The following is a 21193-nucleotide window of genomic DNA, read 5'->3' as shown; positions in this document are numbered from 1 at the left end:
TTTAACCTAAAACACATTTTTTAAATAACGACGAATTAAGTTAAAAATAGCTCAAAGAATTAGTAACGCTTATTGATGTCTGGATTTTAAAATACCAATAACATCTTGTAAGTTTAAGTTTTGATCTTGCAATAACACTAAAAGATGATAAATCAAATCAGCAGACTCATTTTTTAGTTCTTCGCGATCTCTAACGGTAGCGGCTAATGCTGTTTCTACACCTTCTTCGCCAACTTTTTGTGCAATACGTTTAGTCCCATCTTGATAAAGTTTAGCGGTATATGACGAATTAGGATCAGCGTTTTTCCTAGAAGCAAGGAGCTGTTCAAGTTCAAACAAAAATCCCCATTCTGACTGTGCGGGACTGAAACAACTTTTAGTGCCATTATGGCAAGTTGGTCCGAGCGGATTAACTAATATTAACAAACTATCATGATCACAATCGGGTGCAATATCTACTAACTCCAGAAAATGTCCAGACGTCTCACCTTTAGTCCATAAACGCGCTTTAGTGCGAGAATAAAACGTTACTTTACCTGTTGTAATAGAATGTTCTAATGCTTCTTTGTTCATGTAACCGAGCATGAGTACATCACCGGAAACGGCATGTTGAATGATAACAGGCATTAAATCTCCCACTTTTTGCCAATCCAATTGATTGATTTGTTCTAAGGTTAACATAAGCGTATTATCACTCCTTTTTTAGCTAAATATTGTTTCAATTCTTTAATATTAATAAGTTGTTTATGGAATACGGATGCTGCCAGTGCACCATCTACATTAGCTTTTAAAAAAGCATCAAGAAAATGGTGCATTTCACCTGCACCACCTGATGCAATTAATGGAATTTTACATTTGGCGCGTACAGCTTGTAACTGAACTAAATCATAGCCTTGTTTCACTCCATCTTGATTCATCATATTTAAAACAATCTCACCAGCTCCTCGTTTTTGTACCTCTTCAACCCAATCTAAAGTGTTCCAAACAGTGGCGATAGTCCGTTTCTCATCACCAGTAAATTGGTAAACATTATATTGATTGGTTTGGCTATCATACCAAGTATCGATACCCACTACGATGCATTGAACACCAAAACGATCGGCCAATTGGCTGATAAGATCTGGATTTGCTAAGGCAGGGGAATTAATGGATATTTTATCTGCTCCATAAGCAAGTATGCGGGCAGCATCATCAATCGTTTTAATTCCACCTGCCACGCAGAAAGGGATATCAATCACTTCGGCGACTTTTGCTACCCAGCTTTTATCAACAACACGTCCATCAGAAGAGGCAGTAATATCATAAAATACCAATTCATCCGCTCCTTCTTTAGCATAACGTTCAGCAAGTGGTACGATATCGCCGATAATTTCATGATTACGAAATTGTACACCTTTAACGACTTGACCATTACGAACATCAAGACAAGGTATTATACGTTTTGCCAACATGTCATCGCCTCCTGAATGGTAAATTTGCCTTCTAATAATGCTCGACCGACAATAATGCCTGCTACACCACTTTTTTCTAGCGCTTTAATATCATTGATATCACCAATGCCACCAGATGCTTGAAAAGCAATTTGAGGGTATTGCTGGGTAATGTGCTGATATAACGCTACATTAGAACCACTTAAAGTGCCATCTTTTGAAATATCAGTACAAAGTACATGCTTAAGCCCAAAAGGTAAGTAATTATCAATGACCTGCTCTAAGGTCTGGTTAGATTGTTCTTGCCATCCATGAATAGCAATGTATTTTTTACCTTCAGGGCTAATTCGTACATCTAAGGCTAATACTAATCTATCAGCGCCGTAATTACTAAACCATTGTTTGACGATCTCTGGTGTTTTAATAGCAGTTGAACCAATCACCACCCGTTGAGCACCGGCAGCTAGCAAAGCTTCAATATCGGCTTGTTGGCGAATTCCTCCACCAATTTGTATCGGAATATCAACACCATTGATGAGTTTTGTTATCAATTCAATTTGACGTAGTTGTGGATTTTTTGCACCCGTTAAATCAACTAAATGAAGTTGTTTGGCACCTTGTGCTTGATAAAATTGTAACTGTTTTAGAGGATCGTGCGCATATTCTCTTTTTTGTGCATAATCACCTTGATGGAGGCGGACAATCTGCCCATCTATAAGATCTAATGCGGGGATAATAGTTGGTATTGGCATAGTATCTATATCTCCAAGAAGTTTTTCAGCAGTTTTGCACCTACTGAACCAGAACGTTCGGGATGAAATTGAACGCCGAAGTAATTGTCTTTTTGTACGGCAGCGGAAAAGTTTTCGCCGTATTTGGTTTCCGCGATAGTTGCTGAACATATTGGTAGTGCGTATCCATGAACAAAATAAAAATAAGAACCTTCGGGAATATCTCTGAATAAATGATCGCCAGCCTTAGCATTGACTTGATTCCAACCAGTATGTAGTAATGGTAAACCACAATCAGGTAATTTAACAATCGATTCATCAATTACACCGAGCGTATTGACGTTTCCTTCTTGACTATGACTCGCTAACAACTGCATGCCAAGACAAATTCCTAAAATAGGTTGTGTACAGACTTTTATCAGATCGATGAGATTTCGTTGCGCTAATTGATTCATTGCTGCTTCAGCCGTTCCGACGCCGGGTAAGAACAATTTATCCGATTGTAAAATCAAATCAGGATCCATTGTTATAACAGGCTGATAGCCTAAACGTTCAACAGCATATTTTACCGAAGCCAAATTAGCGCAGGCGGTATCAATGATGACGACTTTCATTAGAGCACTCCTTTCGAACTTGGCAGATTGTTGCCGTCTATTTTTATGGATTGTTTTAAAGCACGTGCGAAAGCCTTGAATAAACTCTCAACTCTATGGTGATCATTAGTACCAATTGTATTTAAGTGTAACGTAATTCCCATAGCATAACTAAGTGAATAGAAAAAATGTTCAACCATTTGTGTACTCATATCACCGACTTTCTGATGCGTAAATTCAGCCGAATATACTAAGTAAGGACGACCAGAAATGTCTATTGAACAAGAAGCTAAACATTCATCCATAGGGATAGTTGATGCATATCGTGTAATTCCACGTTTATTACCTAGCGCAATTTTTAATGCTTCACCTAATGCTAACCCAGTATCCTCAATCGTGTGATGATCATCCACATGCAAATCGCCTGCAACTTGGATGTTTAACCGTATATTACCATGCGTTGCAATTTGGTCTAACATATGATCAAAAAAGCCGATACCTGTATTAATGGTACTGTTACCTTGACGATCTAACCAGATTTCAACTAATATCTCGGTTTCCTTCGTTTTACGTTCAACTTTAGCATAGCGGTCAGGTGTAGTAAGGCGTTGAGCTATCTCATCCCAATTTAATTCATTAGGGTGATAACGTAAGCCTTTTATTCCCATATTAGTTGCTAATTGAAGATCCGTTTCCCTGTCCCCTATGACATAGCTATTGTTCTTATCCAATTTGCCTTCTAACAAATAAGGTAACACTAACTGAATACTGGGTTTACGACAATTACAGTTATCCGTTGGGAAGTGTGGGCAGATTAATACCTCTTCAAAATTGATCCCTTGAGATTTGAAAATTTGTAACATTAAATTATGTGGACCATTAAAATCAGCTTGCGGAAAACTATCAGTACCTAGACCATCTTGATTGGTAACCATAACTAACTTAAAGTTAGCCGCTTGTAATTTTAATAGTGCGGGAATCACATTTGGTTCAAAGGCCAATTTTTCAAATTTATCGACTTGAAAATCAACAGGTGGTTCGGTAATTAATGTGCCATCACGATCAATAAATAGATATTTATCAGCCATATGATATTTCCTCATTTGTTAAACGACGTAATGCCGTAATTAATCTATCACATTCTGTTTGGGTACCAATAGAAATTCGAATGCAATTATTTAAACCAAGTTGATTATGTTGATCTCGCAAAATAATACCATGCTGCCAAAGCTCATTAAATACAGGCACTGAACTATTAAATTTGACCAAAAGATAATTACTATAACTTGGGTAGACAATATCGACTAAATTAATGGTTTGTAAATCATCAATCAGCTTTTGCTTTTGTTTATTTAAACCAGCAACATTATTTTGCATGATGCTAATATTTTCAGGCGATAAAGCTTGTGCGGCAATATCAGCAACAGGCGTAGCGAGTGGATAAGGTGCGATTACTTTCTGCAACGTGGTAATTATCGGTTCATTAGCAATAGTAAAACCGCAACGTAATCCAGCTAATGCAAATGCTTTAGACAGGGTGCGTAAAATTACTAAATGCGGATAGTTTTCTAACCAACTTACAACCGTATTTTGCATTGAAAACTCAATATAAGCTTCATCAACAATGATTAACGCTTTGCCTCTAGTCATATTTAAAAGTGTTTTAATGTCATCCGGATTGAGTATATTACCTGTCGGATTATTGGGAGAACAAATGTAAATCAATTTCACATTTTCAAGGTTTTTTTCAATATTTGGCAGATCTAATTGCCAATTTTCGGTCTGCGGTATGGCTTTATATCCAATACCCATAGTTTGAGCACTAACCATATACATACCATAGGTTGGTGGACAATATATGATACTATCTTTCTCAGGTTCACAAAAGGCACGCATTAGTAACTCAATAGCCTCATCTGCACCACGACTGACAATTAATTGTTCAGGTTTAACCCCAGCATAATTTGCATAAAGTTTTATGACTTGTTCAGGTTGTGGTTCAGGATATCGATTAAGCGTTTGTTGAGTTAATTGATAATAGGGGGCGGTCGGAAATTCATTTGCGTTTAACCAAATATCGCCTTTACCACCGATTCTTCGAGCGGACTGGTAAGGTGTAAGTTCACGAACATTTTTCCTAATTAATGGGCTAATATCAAAAGTATTCGTCATTTCTGGGACTCCTTATTTAACGCAGCAAGTCGAATTGTTACTGCATTTTTATGAGCTGTTAACCACTCTGCTTCGGCCATTAATTCGACGGTTTTTCCAATAGCTAACAGACCTTGCGGGGTTAATTCTTGAATTGTCATACGTTTTTGAAAGTCTGCTAATCCTAAACTTGAATAGGTGGCGGTATAACCATAAGTTGGTAACACATGGTTAGTACCCGAAGCATAATCACCTGCAGATTCAGGCGACCAGTCACCTAAAAAGACTGAACCAGCACTCGTGATTTTATCAACTAAGTCGTTGGCATTTCTGGCTTGTATAATTAAATGCTCTGGACCATATTGGTTACTGATTGCTATACATTGTTCAAGATCAGTAGTAATAATTAAACGACTTTGTTTAAGTGCTATCTCGGCAATCTCTTTTCTGGCAAGTAATACTAATTGTTTATCCACTTCAATTGATACAGCATTTGCTAGTTTTTCATCAGGAGTTAATAAAATAACTTGAGAATCTGGACCATGTTCCGCTTGTGAAAGAAGATCGGCCGCAATAAAAGCTGGATTTGCTTCGCTATCAGCAATAACTAAGACTTCGGAAGGACCGGCAGGCATGTCTATGGCTGCACCATCGATACGTTGACTAACTTGACGTTTTGCTTCCGTAACATAGGCGTTACCCGGTCCGAATATCTTATCTACACTTGGTATCGTTTCAGTACCAAAAGCCATGGCAGCAATTGCTTGTGCACCGCCCAACTGGTAAATTTTACTAATACCACATAATTGAGCTGCATAAAGGATCTCATCAGCTATTGGCGGAGGTGAACATAAGATTACTTGTTGGCAGCCTGCAATTTTCGCTGGAATAGCAAGCATCAATACAGTAGACAATAGCGGCGCTGATCCACCAGGAATATATAAACCAACCGATTTAATAGGTCGAGTCACTTGTTGACATTTTATCCCAGGCATTGTTTCTATGGTAATCGGCGTAGGAATTTGAGCTTGATGAAATAAAGTAATGTTATCTGCTGCTTGTTGCATCGCTTGTTTAAGCTCTGGTTTTATACGATTGGTTGCATCAGAAATCTCTTCACTACACATTTGAACATTATCAAGATCTATATTATCAAATTTTTTACTTAGAGTTTTTAGCGCACTATCTCCCCCTTGTTTTACTTGCTGTAAAATTGAACTGACTGCAATACTAATTGATTGTGACTGATTAACAGCAGGGCGTGTTAGTAACATTTGCTGCTCATCTTGATTGTACTGTTGCCAATAGTAGATCTGCATAGCTTTACTCCATCATTTTTTCAATTGGTAATACTAGGATTGAGCTAGCACCTAGCGCCTTAAGTTTTTCCATGGTTTCCCAGAATAACGATTCACTACTTACCATATGTAACGCTACTCGGTTATTCTCATTAGCAAGCGGTAAGATGGTTGGATCTTCAGCTCCGGGTAGTAAGTCAATGACTTGATCCAATACTTCGGTTGGTGCATGTAACATAATATATTTTGATTCACGTGCTTGAATGACACCTTGAATACGAGTCAATAATTTATCTATTAAAGCTTGTTTATCTTCTGTTAATTTACCTTCACGTTGAATTAAGCAGGCTTTTGAGCGGTATATAACTTCTATTTCTCTTAAGCCATTAGCTTCTAATGTTGCACCACTGGAAACAAGGTCACAAATTACATCAGCTAAACCTGCACGAGGAGCCACTTCAACCGAACCATTTAATAAACACGTTTTAAATTTGACGTTATATTGATTTAAATAACGTCTAAGTAGGTGAGGGTAGGTTGTAGCAATGCGCAAGTTATCTAGACATTGTGGACTTTGATAATCAAAATCGCGTGGAGCAGCAATGGATAAACGACATCCACCAAAGTCTAAACGTCGAAGCATTTTAAATTGTGGTAGCTGACCTTCTGCTTGGCGAGAAAGCACCTCTTCTTCAAGTACATTTTCACCGATGATACCGATATCGACAACACCATCAATCACCAAACCAGGAATATCATCATCTCGAACTCTGAGAATATCAATAGGCATATTTTCAGCGAAAGCAATAAGGCGCTGTTCTTGTAAGTTAATTTTAATACCGCATTGAGCAAGTAGTTTTTGGGACTCTTCACTGAGTCGCCCTGATTTTTGCATTGCAATTCTTAATCGTGAATTATCTAACATATTTCCCTCCTGATTGATGACTTAAAATGTAACTTATTCCCTTTTGAAACAATAAAAAAAGCCCCCGGAAGAGATCTTCCGAGGGCTTTCTGATTACTTTCGCACTTATCCGGAAGACCTTTGTCTTCCAGCACCAAATGCCCGAAGACTAATCAGGGTGATGGTGATGATGGATAATATTGTTAATCATAATGGTGCAAAGTAAATTCATAAAATAATAATAATCAAATAACAATTTGAATAAAATAGCTTAGAAATCCACCACTGACAAGTTATTTTTATTCTGATTACGATTAAAAGAGCTAAAAATCAGGCTTTATTAATTAATTTTACATCTCTACTTAGATGATTAATTTTTATTATAGTTTGTTAATATAAATTGGATAGAAAGATCAGGAAATTTAATACGGTACCGAAAATAAGGAGAGTCTGATTTTATCATAAAAAACCACCCGCTACTGGGGTGGCAAGTTAATACTACAATAATTAGTTATTTTTTAGCTTGTTTACCTTTTTCAACATAACTCATATCACCGATACTTTCGACAATAAATTTACCGTCATCAGTGTAGCGGATTTTAGTAACGCTAGCATTTCCTAAACCTTCTCTAACTGGAGAGTCAGCTATATCATTAACCAATGCCATAATTGCCATACCATGAGATACGATTAATACATTACCGCCACCTTTAGCTTGAGCAGATTTAGCGATTTGTTCCATTGCCAGAGTCATACGTTTTTTAACTGTGTTGTAATTTTCAGCTTCACCTGATTTTTCAATTGCAGCAATGGCATTCATCATTTTATCTAATGTGATGTTACCCACAGCTAAATCAGCCATTAATTCTTTATCTGAATTATAACCAAGATATTGAGCCGCAGGGGTCCACATATTTGGATCTAAATCACCTTCATATAAACCGAAACATGTTTCACGTAGGTTTTTAGACTCAATAATACTGATTCTTTCCTCACCTTTTGCCTCCAATACTAAGCGAGCAGTTTCTCTTGCTCGACCGAGATCACTTGAATAAACAGCAATAAAATCAGTTCCTCTTAGACCTTTACCTAAATATTGAGCAACTTCAATACCGGGTTTTGTAAGTGGTGTATCAGACCAACCTTGTACACGTTGAGCAGTATTGAACATGGTTTTACCATGACGAGTAAAATAAAGATTAACATCGGCAGCAACGGTTTGTACTATGCTGGAAGTAAAAAGTACCAAGATGCTAGCTAATTTAATGATATTTTTCATAATTTATTCCTTCTATAATATGTTAAAGCGATAATCAATAGCAGTTTCAGCTGATAAAGTAGGAGAGCGTTGTGCCTTGCCGTGTCTTAGTTTTGGTGTTATATCTTTGACACTTTGTGTTTTATAAGACCATCCATAGCCAAATTTAGATAATATAGATAAATTTTTAAACATGCCACTACTTGGAGTCCAAATGTTAAAAACATTAATTTCTCCGTTCTTTAATGTATCATGTTTGTAGTTAAATTCACCATAGTTTAAATAAAGTCCTGAAGTATTATCTTTTATAAAATCGTAAGATAATATACTTGAAATTACCCATTCACCATCTCGCATATAATCGGCGCCAGTTGCTGCCATTCCATTAAAGCGAGCACGGTTATTTTTACCTAGATGACGGTGATAATAACCTATTGCATTACGTTTATTGGCATCGGTATAGCCTAATCCGACTTTAATTGACCAATCCGTTTCTTTCCATTCTAAATCAGTCGCATAATGCCAAGCATGATCTTCAAAATCTGTGACATTTTGCTTCATCTTATCATGATTCTTTAATGCATAACTACCATAAAATTGGGCACCTAATGTAAGTTTAGGTATGGGTTTATAAGCCAACTCAATAGCATGACGCCGTAAGTAATCTTTAGCTACACCATAAGAATAATCAAGTGTCATGTTTTTATCTTTATAAGCAATTTCTGCAGTACTGATATTATCAATAACATGCTTACCATCTAAACTCATAAAATGAACTTTTCTAGATGATTCACGGGGTAACGTACTGGTAATATAACCCAATGAAAAGGCAAAATTATCATATTTAAGCGTTCCACTATAGCCGAGGTAACTATTGCGCGTTAAATGTTGTGAAGAGCTAATTACACCAAAGTCTTTTAAACTATGCCAACCCATTTTGCCATTAAAATTAACCGTACTATCATCATCGCCTAATTTAATCTTAGCATAGCGTTGTGTAAATTTATTAAAACCTGTTGCATTGTGCTTATTGAGGCCTTTGCCATGATTATAAAGTAAATTACGTGATGCAAAGTAATCACTTGCGCCAAGTTTGATTACGTTATTATAGGTAACATCAAAACCTAAAGTATCAAATAAATAACCTGATTTATAATCAAAACTAAATGCTTGCCCCCATGCACTATGGACCTCTTTTTGCTGAGCGGCATTTTCTTTCAAATACTTCCAATGGTTGCGGGTAGATAAGTAAAATTTACTATCTTTAAAAAAAGGATCATCACCAATTGAGGAAAAAAATGTATGTTCTTGATTATTGTCTGCATAAACATAATAAGATGGCATTGATGCGATGAGTCCTAACAGTATTATTTTTTTCATATTTATTTCCTTTTAGGAGCCTAAACAATTCAATAAATATAATTACTAAATTATTTGGGGTTATTAGTTAAATTAGCTTCTAACTTAAAGTTAACCTAATTTTTTGATCGATAAATACTATTTTTTTAAAGCTATTCGTCCTTGATTGACGTATTGCATATTACCAATTTCATCAACGTGATATTGACCATTGTGATAAGTAATTTTTACGATTGTGGCATTACTTAATGGTTTGTTCTTAGTACTATCATCGGTTAAATCATCGATCATAATTTGCATTGACATACCTGATGAAATCGCCAACACATTATTTTGACCTCTAGCTAGGGCATTCTTAACGATAGTATTTAGAGCATCTTGTGTTCTTGATTTTACTTGCGCATAAGTTTCTGCTAGTTTTTTGTTATCCATCTGTGCGATGCTATTAGTTAGACGTTTTACTGGAATTTTGCCGGCCTTATAGGCATCATAGAAAGCAGATGTTGATTGATAACCTAGTAATTTCATACTAGCATTTACCATGGTTTTGTTAGGTTGACCTTCAAAACCACCATAAAATACCTCACGTAAACCACTAAGTTCTTGGATGGAGTAATTTTCAACTTTCATTTGTTGTAAAATGACACGCATAGTTTCACGCTGCCTACCTGCATCGCTGGTATAAAATGCATCGAATTTGGTGTCTTTCAACCCTTCACCCAAAAATTGTGCCACCTCAATGCCTTGTTCAGTTAAAGGTGAATCAGCCCAACCTTGAACTAAATCAAATGTATTAAAAAGTGTTTTGCCATGACGTGCAAAATAGATTGTCACCGTATCGTCAGATGATACCGACTGCGTACTACTACAGCCGGTAATTGCCGATAAAATGAAAAAAAACGCAATGGTTAATATAGATTTCAATTTCATCGTCATATTTTCGGTTACTCGTTAGATGATTTAATTTTAAGCGTTTGACCGTTAGATTTAATTACTGATTGATACCAATAAAAACTCTTTTTAGGTCGACGTTGTAAACTTCCGCTGCCATCTTGATTAAGATCAACGTAAATAAAACCGTAACGCTTAGTAACTTCTGCTTTTGAAGCACTAATCAAATCAATTGGTCCCCAACTGGTGTAACCTAGAACTTCAACACCATCTTCAATTGCTTCATGGACTTGAACTAGGTGATCATTCATATAATCAATACGATAATCATCATTTATTGACCCATCAGGTTGAACCTCATCTTTCGCACCTAAGCCATTTTCAACAATGAAAAGTGGTTTTTGGAAACGTTCATATAGCAAGTTTAATAAATAACGGATACCTGTCGGATCTATTTGCCAACCCCATTCGGAGGCTTTTAAATATGGATTAGGTACCATATCAAGGATATTACCTTTTTGACGTAATGAATCGTCTGAAGTCCCACAGCAACTCATATAATAGCTGAAAGAAACGAAGTCGACGGTAGACTTAAGATCTTCTTTGTCTTGATCCGTGATGTTAATATTAATGTTATTCTCTTTAAAATAACGTCGCATATAAGTTGGATAGTAACCACGCGTTTGAACATCGCCAAAGAATAACCAACCATGATTTTCATTATGTGTTGCCCAAACATCTTCCGGTTTTGGTGTTAATGGATAGGCTACAGCACCTAATAACATATTACCGATTTTAGCATCAGGGATAATTTCATGACATAATTTAACCGCTTGACTACTAGCAACGAGTTGATGATGAATTGCTTGATAGATCTGTTCTTTAGTACTATTTCGTGCTAAGCCAACACCAGTAAAAGGCTCATGCAATGACATATTGATTTCGTTGAAGGTTAGCCAATATTTAACTTTGTTTTTATAACGCTCAAAAACGGTTTTGGCATAACGTGTGAAAAATTCAATGACTTTACGATTTCCCCAACCACCGTATTGCGTTATCAAATAATAAGGCATTTCATAGTGAGATAACGTCACTAATGGGGTAATATTATATTTTTCCATTTCATCAAATAATCGGTCATAAAACGCTAACCCTTTTTCATTTGGTTGCGTTTCATCGCCATTAGGAAAAATCCGTGTCCAAGCAATAGAAAGACGTAAACAAGTAAATCCCATTTCGGCAAAAAGTGCGATATCTTCTGGATAACGGTGGTAAAAATCAATAGCGCGATCTTTAATACCAGTAATATTATTTTGATTACGATCAACTATATCGCCAAACAAACCATTTGGGGTACAATCTGATGATGATAGCCCCTTACCATCCTCACGATAAGCACCTTCAACTTGGTTGGCGGCAATCGCACCGCCCCAAAGAAAATCATTAGGAAATTTTATTGTCATGTTTCACTCCTTATTTTTGTTGAGCGCTAATAACGCTTCACCATTTTGAATATTGTCACCATTAAAAATACATTGTATATCGTCGTAATCATCGCTATTAGTGATGATTATCGGTGTCGTAATTTCATAGCCCGCTTGAGTTATGGCATCAATATCAAAACTAACTAGAACATCACCTTTTTTAACTTTGCTACCTGTTTGTACATGTGCGGTAAAATATTGCCCATCTAATTTTACGGTATCAATTCCGATATGAATTAATATTTCAGCACCTGTATTTGTGAGTAATCCAATAGCATGTTTGGTTCGAAATAGTGATACCACTTCACCATCAGCAGGTGCTACAGCTTGACCAACAGTTGGGATGATAGCAGCGCCTTTCCCCATTAATTCACTTGCAAAAGTTTGATCATTAACTTCACTTAATGGGATAATTTTGCCTGTCATAGGACTATCGATTGTTGATTGCTTAGCTTTATTAACTTTAACGGGTGTTTCAGTAACGTCTGAATCTGATGTAGAATCGTCTCCCATAACCATTGATAGTTTATCTTTTGGTATACCGAAGAAATAAGTAATCACACAAGCTAATGCAAATGATGAGATTGAACCAACAACAACGGCATAGAAACGCTCATCAATAATACCCGTTGATGGAATTAGTTGTAAAAACGAGAAAACGCTAACAAAGCAAAAAGAATAGATTACACTTTTATAATAACCAATAATACCACCACCAATTGATGCTACTAAGCAACCAATAATAAATGGTCTCTTTAATGGCAGATTGATACCATAAATGGCTGGTTCAGTGACCCCAAAAATACCAGATAAAACGGATGAGCTAGCCAACGCTTTTAATTGTTGATTTTTAGCTCGCAACATGATTGCTAACACTGCGCCGGTTTGGGCAAAAACTGCTGGGAACAAAATAGGACCCATGAAATCTTGATTAAAGGCTTTAAAGTTAGTCATCATAAAAGGTACAAAACCCCAGTGAATACCAAACATTACCAGAATTTGCCAAAATGCAGATAAAATCATGGCAGCAATAACGGAATTAAGTTCATAAATATACAAAATTCCTCCAGCTACCCCATCACTCAATATGCTAACAATCGGTCCAAAAACGGCAAATGTTAGAGGAACCGTAATTAACATACCTAATAATGGTGAAATGAATTTCTTGAATGAATCATGCATTATTTTGTTAAAGGTACGTTCTAATATAGAGTATAACCAGCTGGCAAGAATAATTGGGAATACAGATGAGGAGTATGAAATGAGTTTAATTGGGATATTGAAAAAATCAACTACCAAATCTTTTGTATTTAGCATTTCGGTAATACTAGGATGTACTAATGCCGCACCCATTGCTAATCCAACAAAGGGATTACCTCCAAACTTTTTAACAGCAGAATATCCTAATATAACAGGTAAATAATAGAACGGGGCATCTGCAATTGCATTTAAGATATTATAAGTTGGAGAGTTTAGTTGTAAATAATCAAATGTTTGTAATAATGCCATCAATCCCTTTATTATCCCACCAGCAACTAAGATAGCTAATGCTGGAACAAAGATACTTGAAACTAAATCAATCAGTTTAGAGAAAATACCTGTTTTTTTGCTAGGAGTATCACCTGCATTATTGAAATTAGCAAGTTTCATAATTTCAGCAAATACATCAGCAACATGATTGCCAATGACAACTTGGAATTGTCCACCGCTTTTAACTACTGTTATGACACCGGTTAGTTTTTTTATTGTTGCATCATCGGCTTTATTATCATCCTTTAATACAAAACGTAATCGGGTTGCACAATGCACTAAACTAATTACATTATCCTTACCGCCAACATACTGAATAATTGATTCAGCTAATTCTTTGTTTTTCATAAGTCATCCTATTTCCAAATCAAAAAAAAACCTAAACCCCCCGAGGCAGGAGATTTAGGTTTTGCCTGTTATTACTAACAGTAACAATCCAAATTTTGAGACAAGACTAGCATTTTTTTTTATATTCTGAAAAGTCCCTAATTAATAATAAAATTAGAATTGTGATCAGCTTCGCAATTTAACCTGTTTCAGCAATTTGCTGTAACTCATTACGAAGCCGTTCAATATGAATTGTTAGATAAAGCGTTTCATCTTCTGTTAAGGTGTGATCATAATGTTGTTCCAAGTGTTTTGCAACGCGTTGAGTACATAGAAATGCTTGTTGATATTGATGTTTAATGATTTCAAGTAGAGCGATATCACGACATTTTGTAACATTATTATTCAGCATTCGATGAGCGAAAAATTTTAAATGAACAATGAAACGCTGATACGTTAGGCTTTCCTCATCATATTCAAATTTGAAATAGTATTTAACTATATGCAAAATTTCTCGCATGATTTTGGTCATGGTAATAATGTTTGACATGGAATCATTGAGTTGGGCATTAATGATGTGAAAAGTAATAAAACCTGCTTCATCTTCTGGTAATTTAATACCTAATCTTTCATTAATAATCTCAAGAGCATATTCGGCAATTTTAAACTCTTTAGCATAAAGTTTCTTGGTTTCCCATAAAAAACTATTTGGTATGAAAAATCCTTGTTTTTGCCTTTCGATGGCATAATGAATATGATCGGTAAGTGAAATATAGATGCTATCTTGTAACTTTTGTCCTAAAGATGTGGTGGCATAATTAATGATAATTTCACTTACGGTAATAACTTCTAGTGGGATTTCCGACAATAGCTCGCTGAATTTGGGCAATAACTCTTGGCTAGTTAATGAAAATTGTTTTTCAATCAAGGATTTATCAACAACATCGCCAATTTTTTTTTTAAATCCTATTCCTCGTCCCGTAATGATTTTCTCGTTACCTACGCTATCAAGCGTAACAAGGACATTATTATTTAGTATTTTATGAATTCTCATATCGTAATTGTATAGTTATCATTAGAACTGCCCCTAAACATGATACTCCGTTAAATTCGTACCTGAAAAGTTGCAAAACTAGATTGTGTGATCTTAATCAGACTTTACAGCTTAATTATGTGCTGTGGATCAAAAAAAATAACGTTCAGCTATTATTGATTATGTAAAGTCACTTAATAATTAGGATTAAAAATAGTAATATTAGCGACTTATCAATATTATTTGCATGGTTAGTTACTATTTTAACTTATATTAATGAATTGATCGATTTACTTAAATTAAAGATTGTAAATAAAAATTAAATAATAGTAATTATCGCAATTAATCGTTATGCTATTGATTAATAATTATATTTTAATTTTGAATTAAACTAACTACTTTGCTTAAAGGAGGACAAGCGCAGAAATGGTAAGCAAATATCTTCAGATTCCAACTCGACTTAAAAATTTCATAATATTCATTGGTCTATGGATATTTTTTGCTACTTTTGCTAAGGCACAAGATTTGCACATATATAATTGGTCGGATTTTATTGCCAAAGATACGATTGCTAATTTTGAACAATTAACACATATTAATGTGACATATGATGTTTATGATTCTAATGAAGTATTAGATGGTCGATTAATGGCTGGTAAAACGGGTTATGATATTGTTGTACCTTCTGATAATTTCCTTGCTCGGCAGTTGCGCGTTGATATATATCAACCCTTAGATAAAACTAAATTACCAAATTATTATCATTTAGATGAGAAATTTCTTGAAATGATGGCGATCCACGATCCTGAAAATCGTTATGCTATCCCTTATATTTGGCAATCAACGGGTATTGGCTATAATGTAAAAAAAGTGCGTGAAATTTTAGGCGAAAATGCACCTGTTGATAGTTGGGATTTGATTTTTAAACCGGAAAATTTAGCCAAATTAAAACAGTGTGGTGTGGCATTTTTGGATACGGCAAGTGAAATGTTTCCTACCGTATTAAATTATCTTGGTAAAGATCCTAATAGCCGAAAACAAGCTGACTATGACCAAGCTACACAATTTTTAAAGACACTACGTGATTATGTGACGTATTTCCATAACTCCAAATATATTAATGATTTATCAGCCGGTGATATTTGTGTAGCAATAGGTTGGTCGGGTGATATCCAGCAAGCCGCTAGTGCTGCCAAATTAGCAAAAAATGGCGTCGAAATTGATTATTTTGTTCCTAAAGAAGGTGCAATTATTTCATTTGATGCTTTAGCTATTCCAAAAGATGCACATAATATAAAAGAAGCGTATACTTTTTTAAACTATTTATTAGAACCTCAAGTTATGGCAAATATAACTAATGGTATTTATTTTCCTAGTGCCAATAAAGATGCATTACAGTATGTTAAACCAGATGTTAGGAATAATCCGATTGTTTATCCTGATAAAGATGTGATAAATCGTTTATTTATAGTTAAAGAACAATCTCCTAATATCGATCGCATGATGACAAGAATGTGGACTCGAGTATTAACAGGTCGCTGAATGTCGCATATATAATACAAAAAGGAATCTGAAGGATGAATAAAAAACAATCAGCAAAAAAACGGATTATTATCAATGGTCTATTAACCGTTAGTGAAATTAAATTATGTTCTGACAATCTGATTGAGATCAGCTTTATATCATCCAAACCTTTACCCATAGAGGATCAGTGGATTGGTCCTCATATAACTTTATTATTCCCTGACCAAAATGGCGATCTGGCTTTTCCAACTATTAATCAAGACAATCAAATTATTTGGCAGGATGGTGCTCAGGAAAGGGTAAGAATCTATAGTGTCCGTCAATATGATGTTAAAAAACAAATATTATCAGTGATTTTTGTTATTCACGATCAAGGTAAGACCACTAATTGGGCACGAAATGCAAAAATTAATGATGTGATCGGAATAATTGGTTTAGGAGCAAAATCAACCTATGATATTGACAAACAATGGATTTTAGCAGGAGATCTTTCAGCATTGCCCGCTATATGTTATACCTTGGAGCACGCTCCAGCACAACAACAAATATTGGCTTTTATCGAAATAAAAAATAAGTCCGATATTCAAACATTAAATCTACCCGCTAATGCCAATGTTAATTGGTTAATTCAAACTCATGACGAAAATTCGTTACATGAACATATGGTTAAATATTTAAACAATTTAAGTGACACTTCAAAAATAATGATTTGGGGTGGACTGGAATCCTCGGCGGCTCAGCAATTACGTCATACCATAATGGATTTATTTCCAACACTTACACGTGAGAATCTAAGCCTAATTAGTTATTGGCGTAAAGGTTTTGCTGAAGGGGAATTTAAACATCATGATTAAGTATTACCTAACAAGGTAAAGAAGATTATATGAATTTACTTGCTCATATGCATTTGGCTACTTTGGCTAACAGCTCAATAATTGGCAATGTTGCTGCTGATTTTGTTAAAGGCGATCCTTACCGGCAGTATCCAACAAAAATAGCCGATGGCATTATGTTACATCGGCGAATCGATAAACGAACAGATCAACTTGATGCTGTAAAACAAGCAAAATCATTATTTCAACCACAGTATCAAAGAGTCGCCCCCATAACGTTGGACATTGTATGGGACCATTTTTTATCGAGATATTGGCATCGTTATGGTTTGAAACTTGATTTAGTGACATTCAATAACAATATGCAACATCAAATTAATCCTTATATTGATCTATTTGGTACTGAATTTAAACAATTCATACAACATATGTGGCAAGATAATTGGTTGATCAGGTATGCCAATTTACAGTTTATTGGCAAAGTACTTAATGGTATGGCTAATCGCCGTCCTAAATTGATCTCATTACGTAATACGTTTATGGATATTGAGCAGCATTACGATCAATTGGCACAAATCTTTGACAGCTTTTACCCACTATTAGTGCATGATGCTACATTTAACAAACTATAGTTGGGTTGATATGAGTTTAATAAATAATATAATTCTATCTATATTAATAACTAAATAGACGAAAGGAGATGAGGTTTCTTATTTGGTTAATTTATGGTAGCCAGATGAGAGTATATTAATAAAACTGACTTTTAAGAATAATGAATATGAAGAGTTCAGATTAAATTTTAAAGGTTAAATTATGGCGGATAAAGATTCCCAAAATTGTGAAGCTAATCGTTTTATTGATAAAAAGGTCAAGATCTTACCCATCAAAAATTCCGAACTTCTGTCAGCGAATCCAATTTTTAGTTGCCAACTAGATGGTAAAGGTAATGGAATGCCGATAGAGAGCCATGGTAAAGCAACTATTGCAAAACCGTGTTGGATTCATTTAGATTTTTCAAATCAACAGACTATAAATTGGATACAATCAACCGATTTACTTCCAAACTTAGTTAAGGAAGAATTGATCAAACCAAATCAAATTTCCAAAGAGACTCGATTTGATTCAGGTATTTTAGTCGTTATGCGTGGTGTAAATTATACGCCTAATACATTACCTGATCCAATTGTCACATTTCGTTTTTATATTACTGATAATCTTGTTATTTCAACCCGACATCAACAAATTGATGCTATATCTCAACTAAAAGAGAATTTAGAAAAAGGAATTGGTCCTGTGGATGTTGCAGACTGGTTGATTCAGGTATCTGAACTGATTAGTGATCAAGTCAATTTGTCTTTTGATGGTGTGCACAATAAAATTATCAAACTTGAAGATTCAGTATTAAATCAACATATCCTTTCTTATAAGGAAATTGGACGAGTGCGGAAACAATTAATTGTTTTACGACGCTTATTATCGCCTCAACGTGATATTTTTGTTAAGATCTCAACCGAACGTATATCATGGATTGATGATAATGATCGGCAACGTTTACATGATATATCCAATCAGCAAAATCATTATGTCTCTGATATTGATAGTTGCTTATTACGATTAGCGTCAATTATGGAACAAATTACTAGTTTTTTGGCCGAATCAACAAACAAACGCATTTATTTAATGTCCGTATTTACGATCATATTTACTCCTATTACTTTTTTAACTAGTCTGCTGGGCGTTAATTTAGGAGGGATACCGTTCAATGATCGAATATGGTCTTTTAGTTTATTAGTCGTTTTAATTTTTGCCATTAGCATTGTTTCTGTAATTTGGCTAAGACTAAAAAAATGGTGGTAATAAATACCGCTAAATAGCATGTTTATATTTAATCTCTATTTCCTATAAGACTGTTAAGATCTTGTAGGATTTTTACTATGAACTTTAATTTAACTAACTCATTATGCAACACAAGCAACCATACCGGTTATTTATTGCCGAAAAACCAAGCCTAGCCCGAGCAATTGCGGATGTATTACCTAAACCACACCAAAAAGGTCAAGGTTTTATTCGTGCCGGTAATGGTGATATTGTAAGTTGGTGTATTGGTCATCTATTAGAGCAAGCTGCGCCAGATAAATACGATCCTCGGTATAAAAAATGGCAAATTAGTGATTTACCAATTTTACCCGAGCATTGGTTACTCATTCCCAAAAACAGTACTGAAAAACAATTTACTATTCTTAAGCAATTAATAAAGGATGCTTCAGTAATTGTTCATGCCGGGGATCCTGATAGAGAAGGTCAATTGTTGGTTGATGAAGTAATTAATTATTGCAAAATCAATATAGAAAAGCGTCGAGCGATAAAGCGCTGTTTAATTAGTGATTTAAACGCGGAGGCAGTTGAAAAATCACTGAATAATTTACGTGATAACCAAGATTTTATATCACTATCCACTTCCGCTTTAGCTAGAGCACGGGCTGATTGGTTATATGGTATTAATATGAGTCGTTTATGTACTATCAAAGGACAACGTCAAGGTTATCAAGGTGTACTTTCAATCGGTCGCGTACAAACGCCAGTGTTAGGATTAGTAGTGCGTCGTGATCTAGAAATTGAGAATTTCGTGAGTAAACCTTTTTATGAAGTATTTGCTGTTATTGAAACGGAGCATAAAGAGACATTTAAAGCTAAATGGCAACCAAGTGAGGCTTGTGCACCTTATCAGGATGAAGAAGGGCGCATACTGGTTAAAGCATTAGCAGAAAATGTTTGTCAACGTATCAAACAGCAACCCGCTTATATAAAAAATGTGAGTAATAAGAAAAAAGAAATTGCACCGCCATTACCTTATAATTTATCGACATTACAAATCGAAATGGCAAAAAAGAAGGGATTAAGTGCACAAGATGTATTAGACGTTTGTCAGTCGTTGTACGAAAAACATAAACTCATTACCTATCCTCGTTCAGATTGTCGCTATTTACCTAAAGACCACCTTAAACAAATAAAAGGGGTTATCGTTGCGATGAGTCATAATTGCCCTAGTTTGATACCTGCCATTGAACAGGCTGATCTCAATTTGCGAAGCAAAACTTGGGATGATAAAAAAGTCGAAGTACACCATGCTATTATTCCCACTCTGAGAAAGGCTGATCTTAGTCGTTTAACAGCTGATGAACAAGCTGTTTATATTGCGGTTGCAATACAATATTTAGCACAATTTTATCCGAATTATCGATATGCAGAATTACAGATTGATGCTGAAATCGCTAGAGGTAAATTCATTGCGAAGGCTAATCAAATGATAGCAGAAGGTTGGAAGAAATTGTTTAGATCAACTAATAGTGAACCAAATCAACAATCCGAACCTTTATTAACTCATTTGGTAAAAAAAGGCGATCAAGGATTATGTATTGATGCGGAATTAATAAATAAAGAGACTACACCACCTCAACCTTTTAGTGATGCTACTTTGCTTTCAGCAATGACCGGCATTGCGCGTTTTGTCAATGATCCTGCGATCAAGAAAATCTTACGCGTTACTGACGGTTTAGGTACCGAAGCTACACGCGCAGGAATCATAGAACTATTATTCAAACGGGAATTTTTAACACGACAAGGAAAAAGAATTCGTTCAACACCTATTGGGCGCCGTTTAATTAATATGCTTCCTTCGGATATGACAGTTCCTGATATGACCGCTCATTGGGAATCTCAATTAAATGCCATCAGTCATAAGACATATAGTTATCATCAATTTATGGCGCAATTAACTCAATCTATTCATCATTTAATTGCGCAAATTGATAAAACGCATTTTACACAACAATTGCCTTAATTAGCT

At 35.2% G+C, this 21193-nt stretch carries 19 protein-coding genes and 1 other annotated feature; of the genes, 5 read left to right on the top strand and 14 right to left on the bottom strand.

Annotated elements, in window-relative coordinates:
* Window positions 1-69 precede the first annotated feature (69 nt).
* The 14 genes from hisIE to licT all read right to left on the bottom strand — a co-directional run bounded on the left by hisIE (window position 70) and on the right by licT (window position 15010).
* Window positions 70-681: a bifunctional phosphoribosyl-AMP cyclohydrolase/phosphoribosyl-ATP diphosphatase HisIE gene (gene hisIE, locus FPB0191_RS06400; RefSeq protein ID WP_039104815.1), complete on the bottom strand. Its 612-nt coding sequence runs from the start codon at window positions 679-681 to the stop codon at window positions 70-72.
* Window positions 675-1451 (bottom strand): imidazole glycerol phosphate synthase subunit HisF, encoded by a 777-nt coding sequence (gene hisF / locus FPB0191_RS06395; protein WP_039104814.1) that lies wholly within the window; start codon window positions 1449-1451, stop codon window positions 675-677. Before hisF ends, hisIE begins: the two co-directional genes overlap by 7 nt.
* Window positions 1433-2182: a 1-(5-phosphoribosyl)-5-[(5-phosphoribosylamino)methylideneamino]imidazole-4-carboxamide isomerase gene (gene hisA, locus FPB0191_RS06390; RefSeq protein ID WP_039104813.1), complete on the bottom strand. Its 750-nt coding sequence runs from the start codon at window positions 2180-2182 to the stop codon at window positions 1433-1435. The genes hisF and hisA overlap by 19 nt, the downstream gene beginning before the upstream one ends.
* 5 nt (window positions 2183-2187) lie before the next feature.
* Window positions 2188-2775 carry an imidazole glycerol phosphate synthase subunit HisH gene (gene hisH / locus FPB0191_RS06385; RefSeq protein WP_039104811.1) on the bottom strand — a complete coding sequence of 196 codons (588 nt, stop codon included), beginning with the start codon at window positions 2773-2775 and terminating at the stop codon, window positions 2188-2190.
* The gene (gene hisB, locus FPB0191_RS06380) at window positions 2775-3842 is read right to left on the bottom strand and encodes a bifunctional histidinol-phosphatase/imidazoleglycerol-phosphate dehydratase HisB (protein WP_039104809.1); all 1068 of its coding nucleotides are present in this window, start codon (window positions 3840-3842) and stop codon (window positions 2775-2777) included. The genes hisH and hisB overlap by 1 nt, the downstream gene beginning before the upstream one ends.
* Window positions 3835-4926 (bottom strand): histidinol-phosphate transaminase, encoded by a 1092-nt coding sequence (gene hisC, locus FPB0191_RS06375; protein ID WP_039104808.1) that lies wholly within the window; start codon window positions 4924-4926, stop codon window positions 3835-3837. Before hisC ends, hisB begins: the two co-directional genes overlap by 8 nt.
* Entirely contained in the window at window positions 4923-6224 is a 1302-nt protein-coding gene (gene hisD, locus FPB0191_RS06370; protein WP_039104806.1) for a histidinol dehydrogenase, read from the bottom strand. The genes hisC and hisD overlap by 4 nt, the downstream gene beginning before the upstream one ends.
* Window positions 6225-6228: 4 nt before the next feature.
* The gene (hisG, locus tag FPB0191_RS06365) at window positions 6229-7128 is read right to left on the bottom strand and encodes an ATP phosphoribosyltransferase (RefSeq protein ID WP_039104804.1); all 900 of its coding nucleotides are present in this window, start codon (window positions 7126-7128) and stop codon (window positions 6229-6231) included.
* 52 nt (window positions 7129-7180) lie between these two features.
* Window positions 7181-7301 (bottom strand) — a sequence feature (His leader region).
* A 317-nt stretch (window positions 7302-7618) separates the two neighbouring features.
* Window positions 7619-8386 (bottom strand): histidine phosphatase family protein, encoded by a 768-nt coding sequence (locus tag FPB0191_RS06360; protein ID WP_039104802.1) that lies wholly within the window; start codon window positions 8384-8386, stop codon window positions 7619-7621.
* A gap of 12 nt (window positions 8387-8398) precedes the next feature.
* Window positions 8399-9745 carry an OprD family outer membrane porin gene (locus FPB0191_RS06355; RefSeq protein ID WP_052236831.1) on the bottom strand — a complete coding sequence of 449 codons (1347 nt, stop codon included), beginning with the start codon at window positions 9743-9745 and terminating at the stop codon, window positions 8399-8401.
* A gap of 117 nt (window positions 9746-9862) precedes the next feature.
* Window positions 9863-10660 (bottom strand): histidine phosphatase family protein, encoded by a 798-nt coding sequence (locus FPB0191_RS06350; RefSeq protein ID WP_052236830.1) that lies wholly within the window; start codon window positions 10658-10660, stop codon window positions 9863-9865.
* 8 nt (window positions 10661-10668) lie between these two features.
* Entirely contained in the window at window positions 10669-12078 is a 1410-nt protein-coding gene (locus FPB0191_RS06345) for a glycoside hydrolase family 1 protein (RefSeq protein ID WP_039104800.1), read from the bottom strand.
* 3 nt (window positions 12079-12081) lie between these two features.
* Window positions 12082-13977 carry a beta-glucoside-specific PTS transporter subunit IIABC gene (locus FPB0191_RS06340; RefSeq protein WP_039104798.1) on the bottom strand — a complete coding sequence of 632 codons (1896 nt, stop codon included), beginning with the start codon at window positions 13975-13977 and terminating at the stop codon, window positions 12082-12084.
* A 178-nt stretch (window positions 13978-14155) separates the two neighbouring features.
* Window positions 14156-15010: a BglG family transcription antiterminator LicT gene (gene licT, locus FPB0191_RS06335; protein ID WP_039104797.1), complete on the bottom strand. Its 855-nt coding sequence runs from the start codon at window positions 15008-15010 to the stop codon at window positions 14156-14158.
* A gap of 405 nt (window positions 15011-15415) precedes the next feature.
* On the opposite strand from licT, the gene FPB0191_RS06330 reads away from it, so the two are divergent.
* From FPB0191_RS06330 to FPB0191_RS06310, 5 genes are all read left to right on the top strand, one after another.
* A complete protein-coding gene (locus tag FPB0191_RS06330; protein WP_082018261.1) occupies window positions 15416-16531 on the top strand; it encodes an extracellular solute-binding protein in 1116 nt (371 codons plus the stop codon).
* A 35-nt stretch (window positions 16532-16566) separates the two neighbouring features.
* Window positions 16567-17367 (top strand): siderophore-interacting protein, encoded by an 801-nt coding sequence (locus FPB0191_RS06325; RefSeq protein ID WP_039104796.1) that lies wholly within the window; start codon window positions 16567-16569, stop codon window positions 17365-17367.
* Between the two features lie 29 nt (window positions 17368-17396).
* The gene (locus FPB0191_RS06320; RefSeq protein WP_039104794.1) at window positions 17397-17978 is read left to right on the top strand and encodes an acyl carrier protein phosphodiesterase; all 582 of its coding nucleotides are present in this window, start codon (window positions 17397-17399) and stop codon (window positions 17976-17978) included.
* Between the two features lie 181 nt (window positions 17979-18159).
* The gene (zntB, locus tag FPB0191_RS06315) at window positions 18160-19203 is read left to right on the top strand and encodes a zinc transporter ZntB (protein WP_039104792.1); all 1044 of its coding nucleotides are present in this window, start codon (window positions 18160-18162) and stop codon (window positions 19201-19203) included.
* Window positions 19204-19306: 103 nt separating this feature from the next.
* Window positions 19307-21187, top strand: coding sequence for a DNA topoisomerase III (locus tag FPB0191_RS06310; RefSeq protein WP_052236829.1), 1881 nt, complete (start codon window positions 19307-19309; stop codon window positions 21185-21187).
* The last annotated feature ends 6 nt before the right edge of the window (window positions 21188-21193 follow it).

Origin of the sequence: Frischella perrara (assembly GCF_000807275.1) — a bacterium.
Taxonomy (GTDB): domain Bacteria; phylum Pseudomonadota; class Gammaproteobacteria; order Enterobacterales; family Orbaceae; genus Frischella; species Frischella perrara.
Note: the sequence above shows the minus strand (reverse complement) of the source record. Positions and strands in the feature narration are given on the sequence as shown.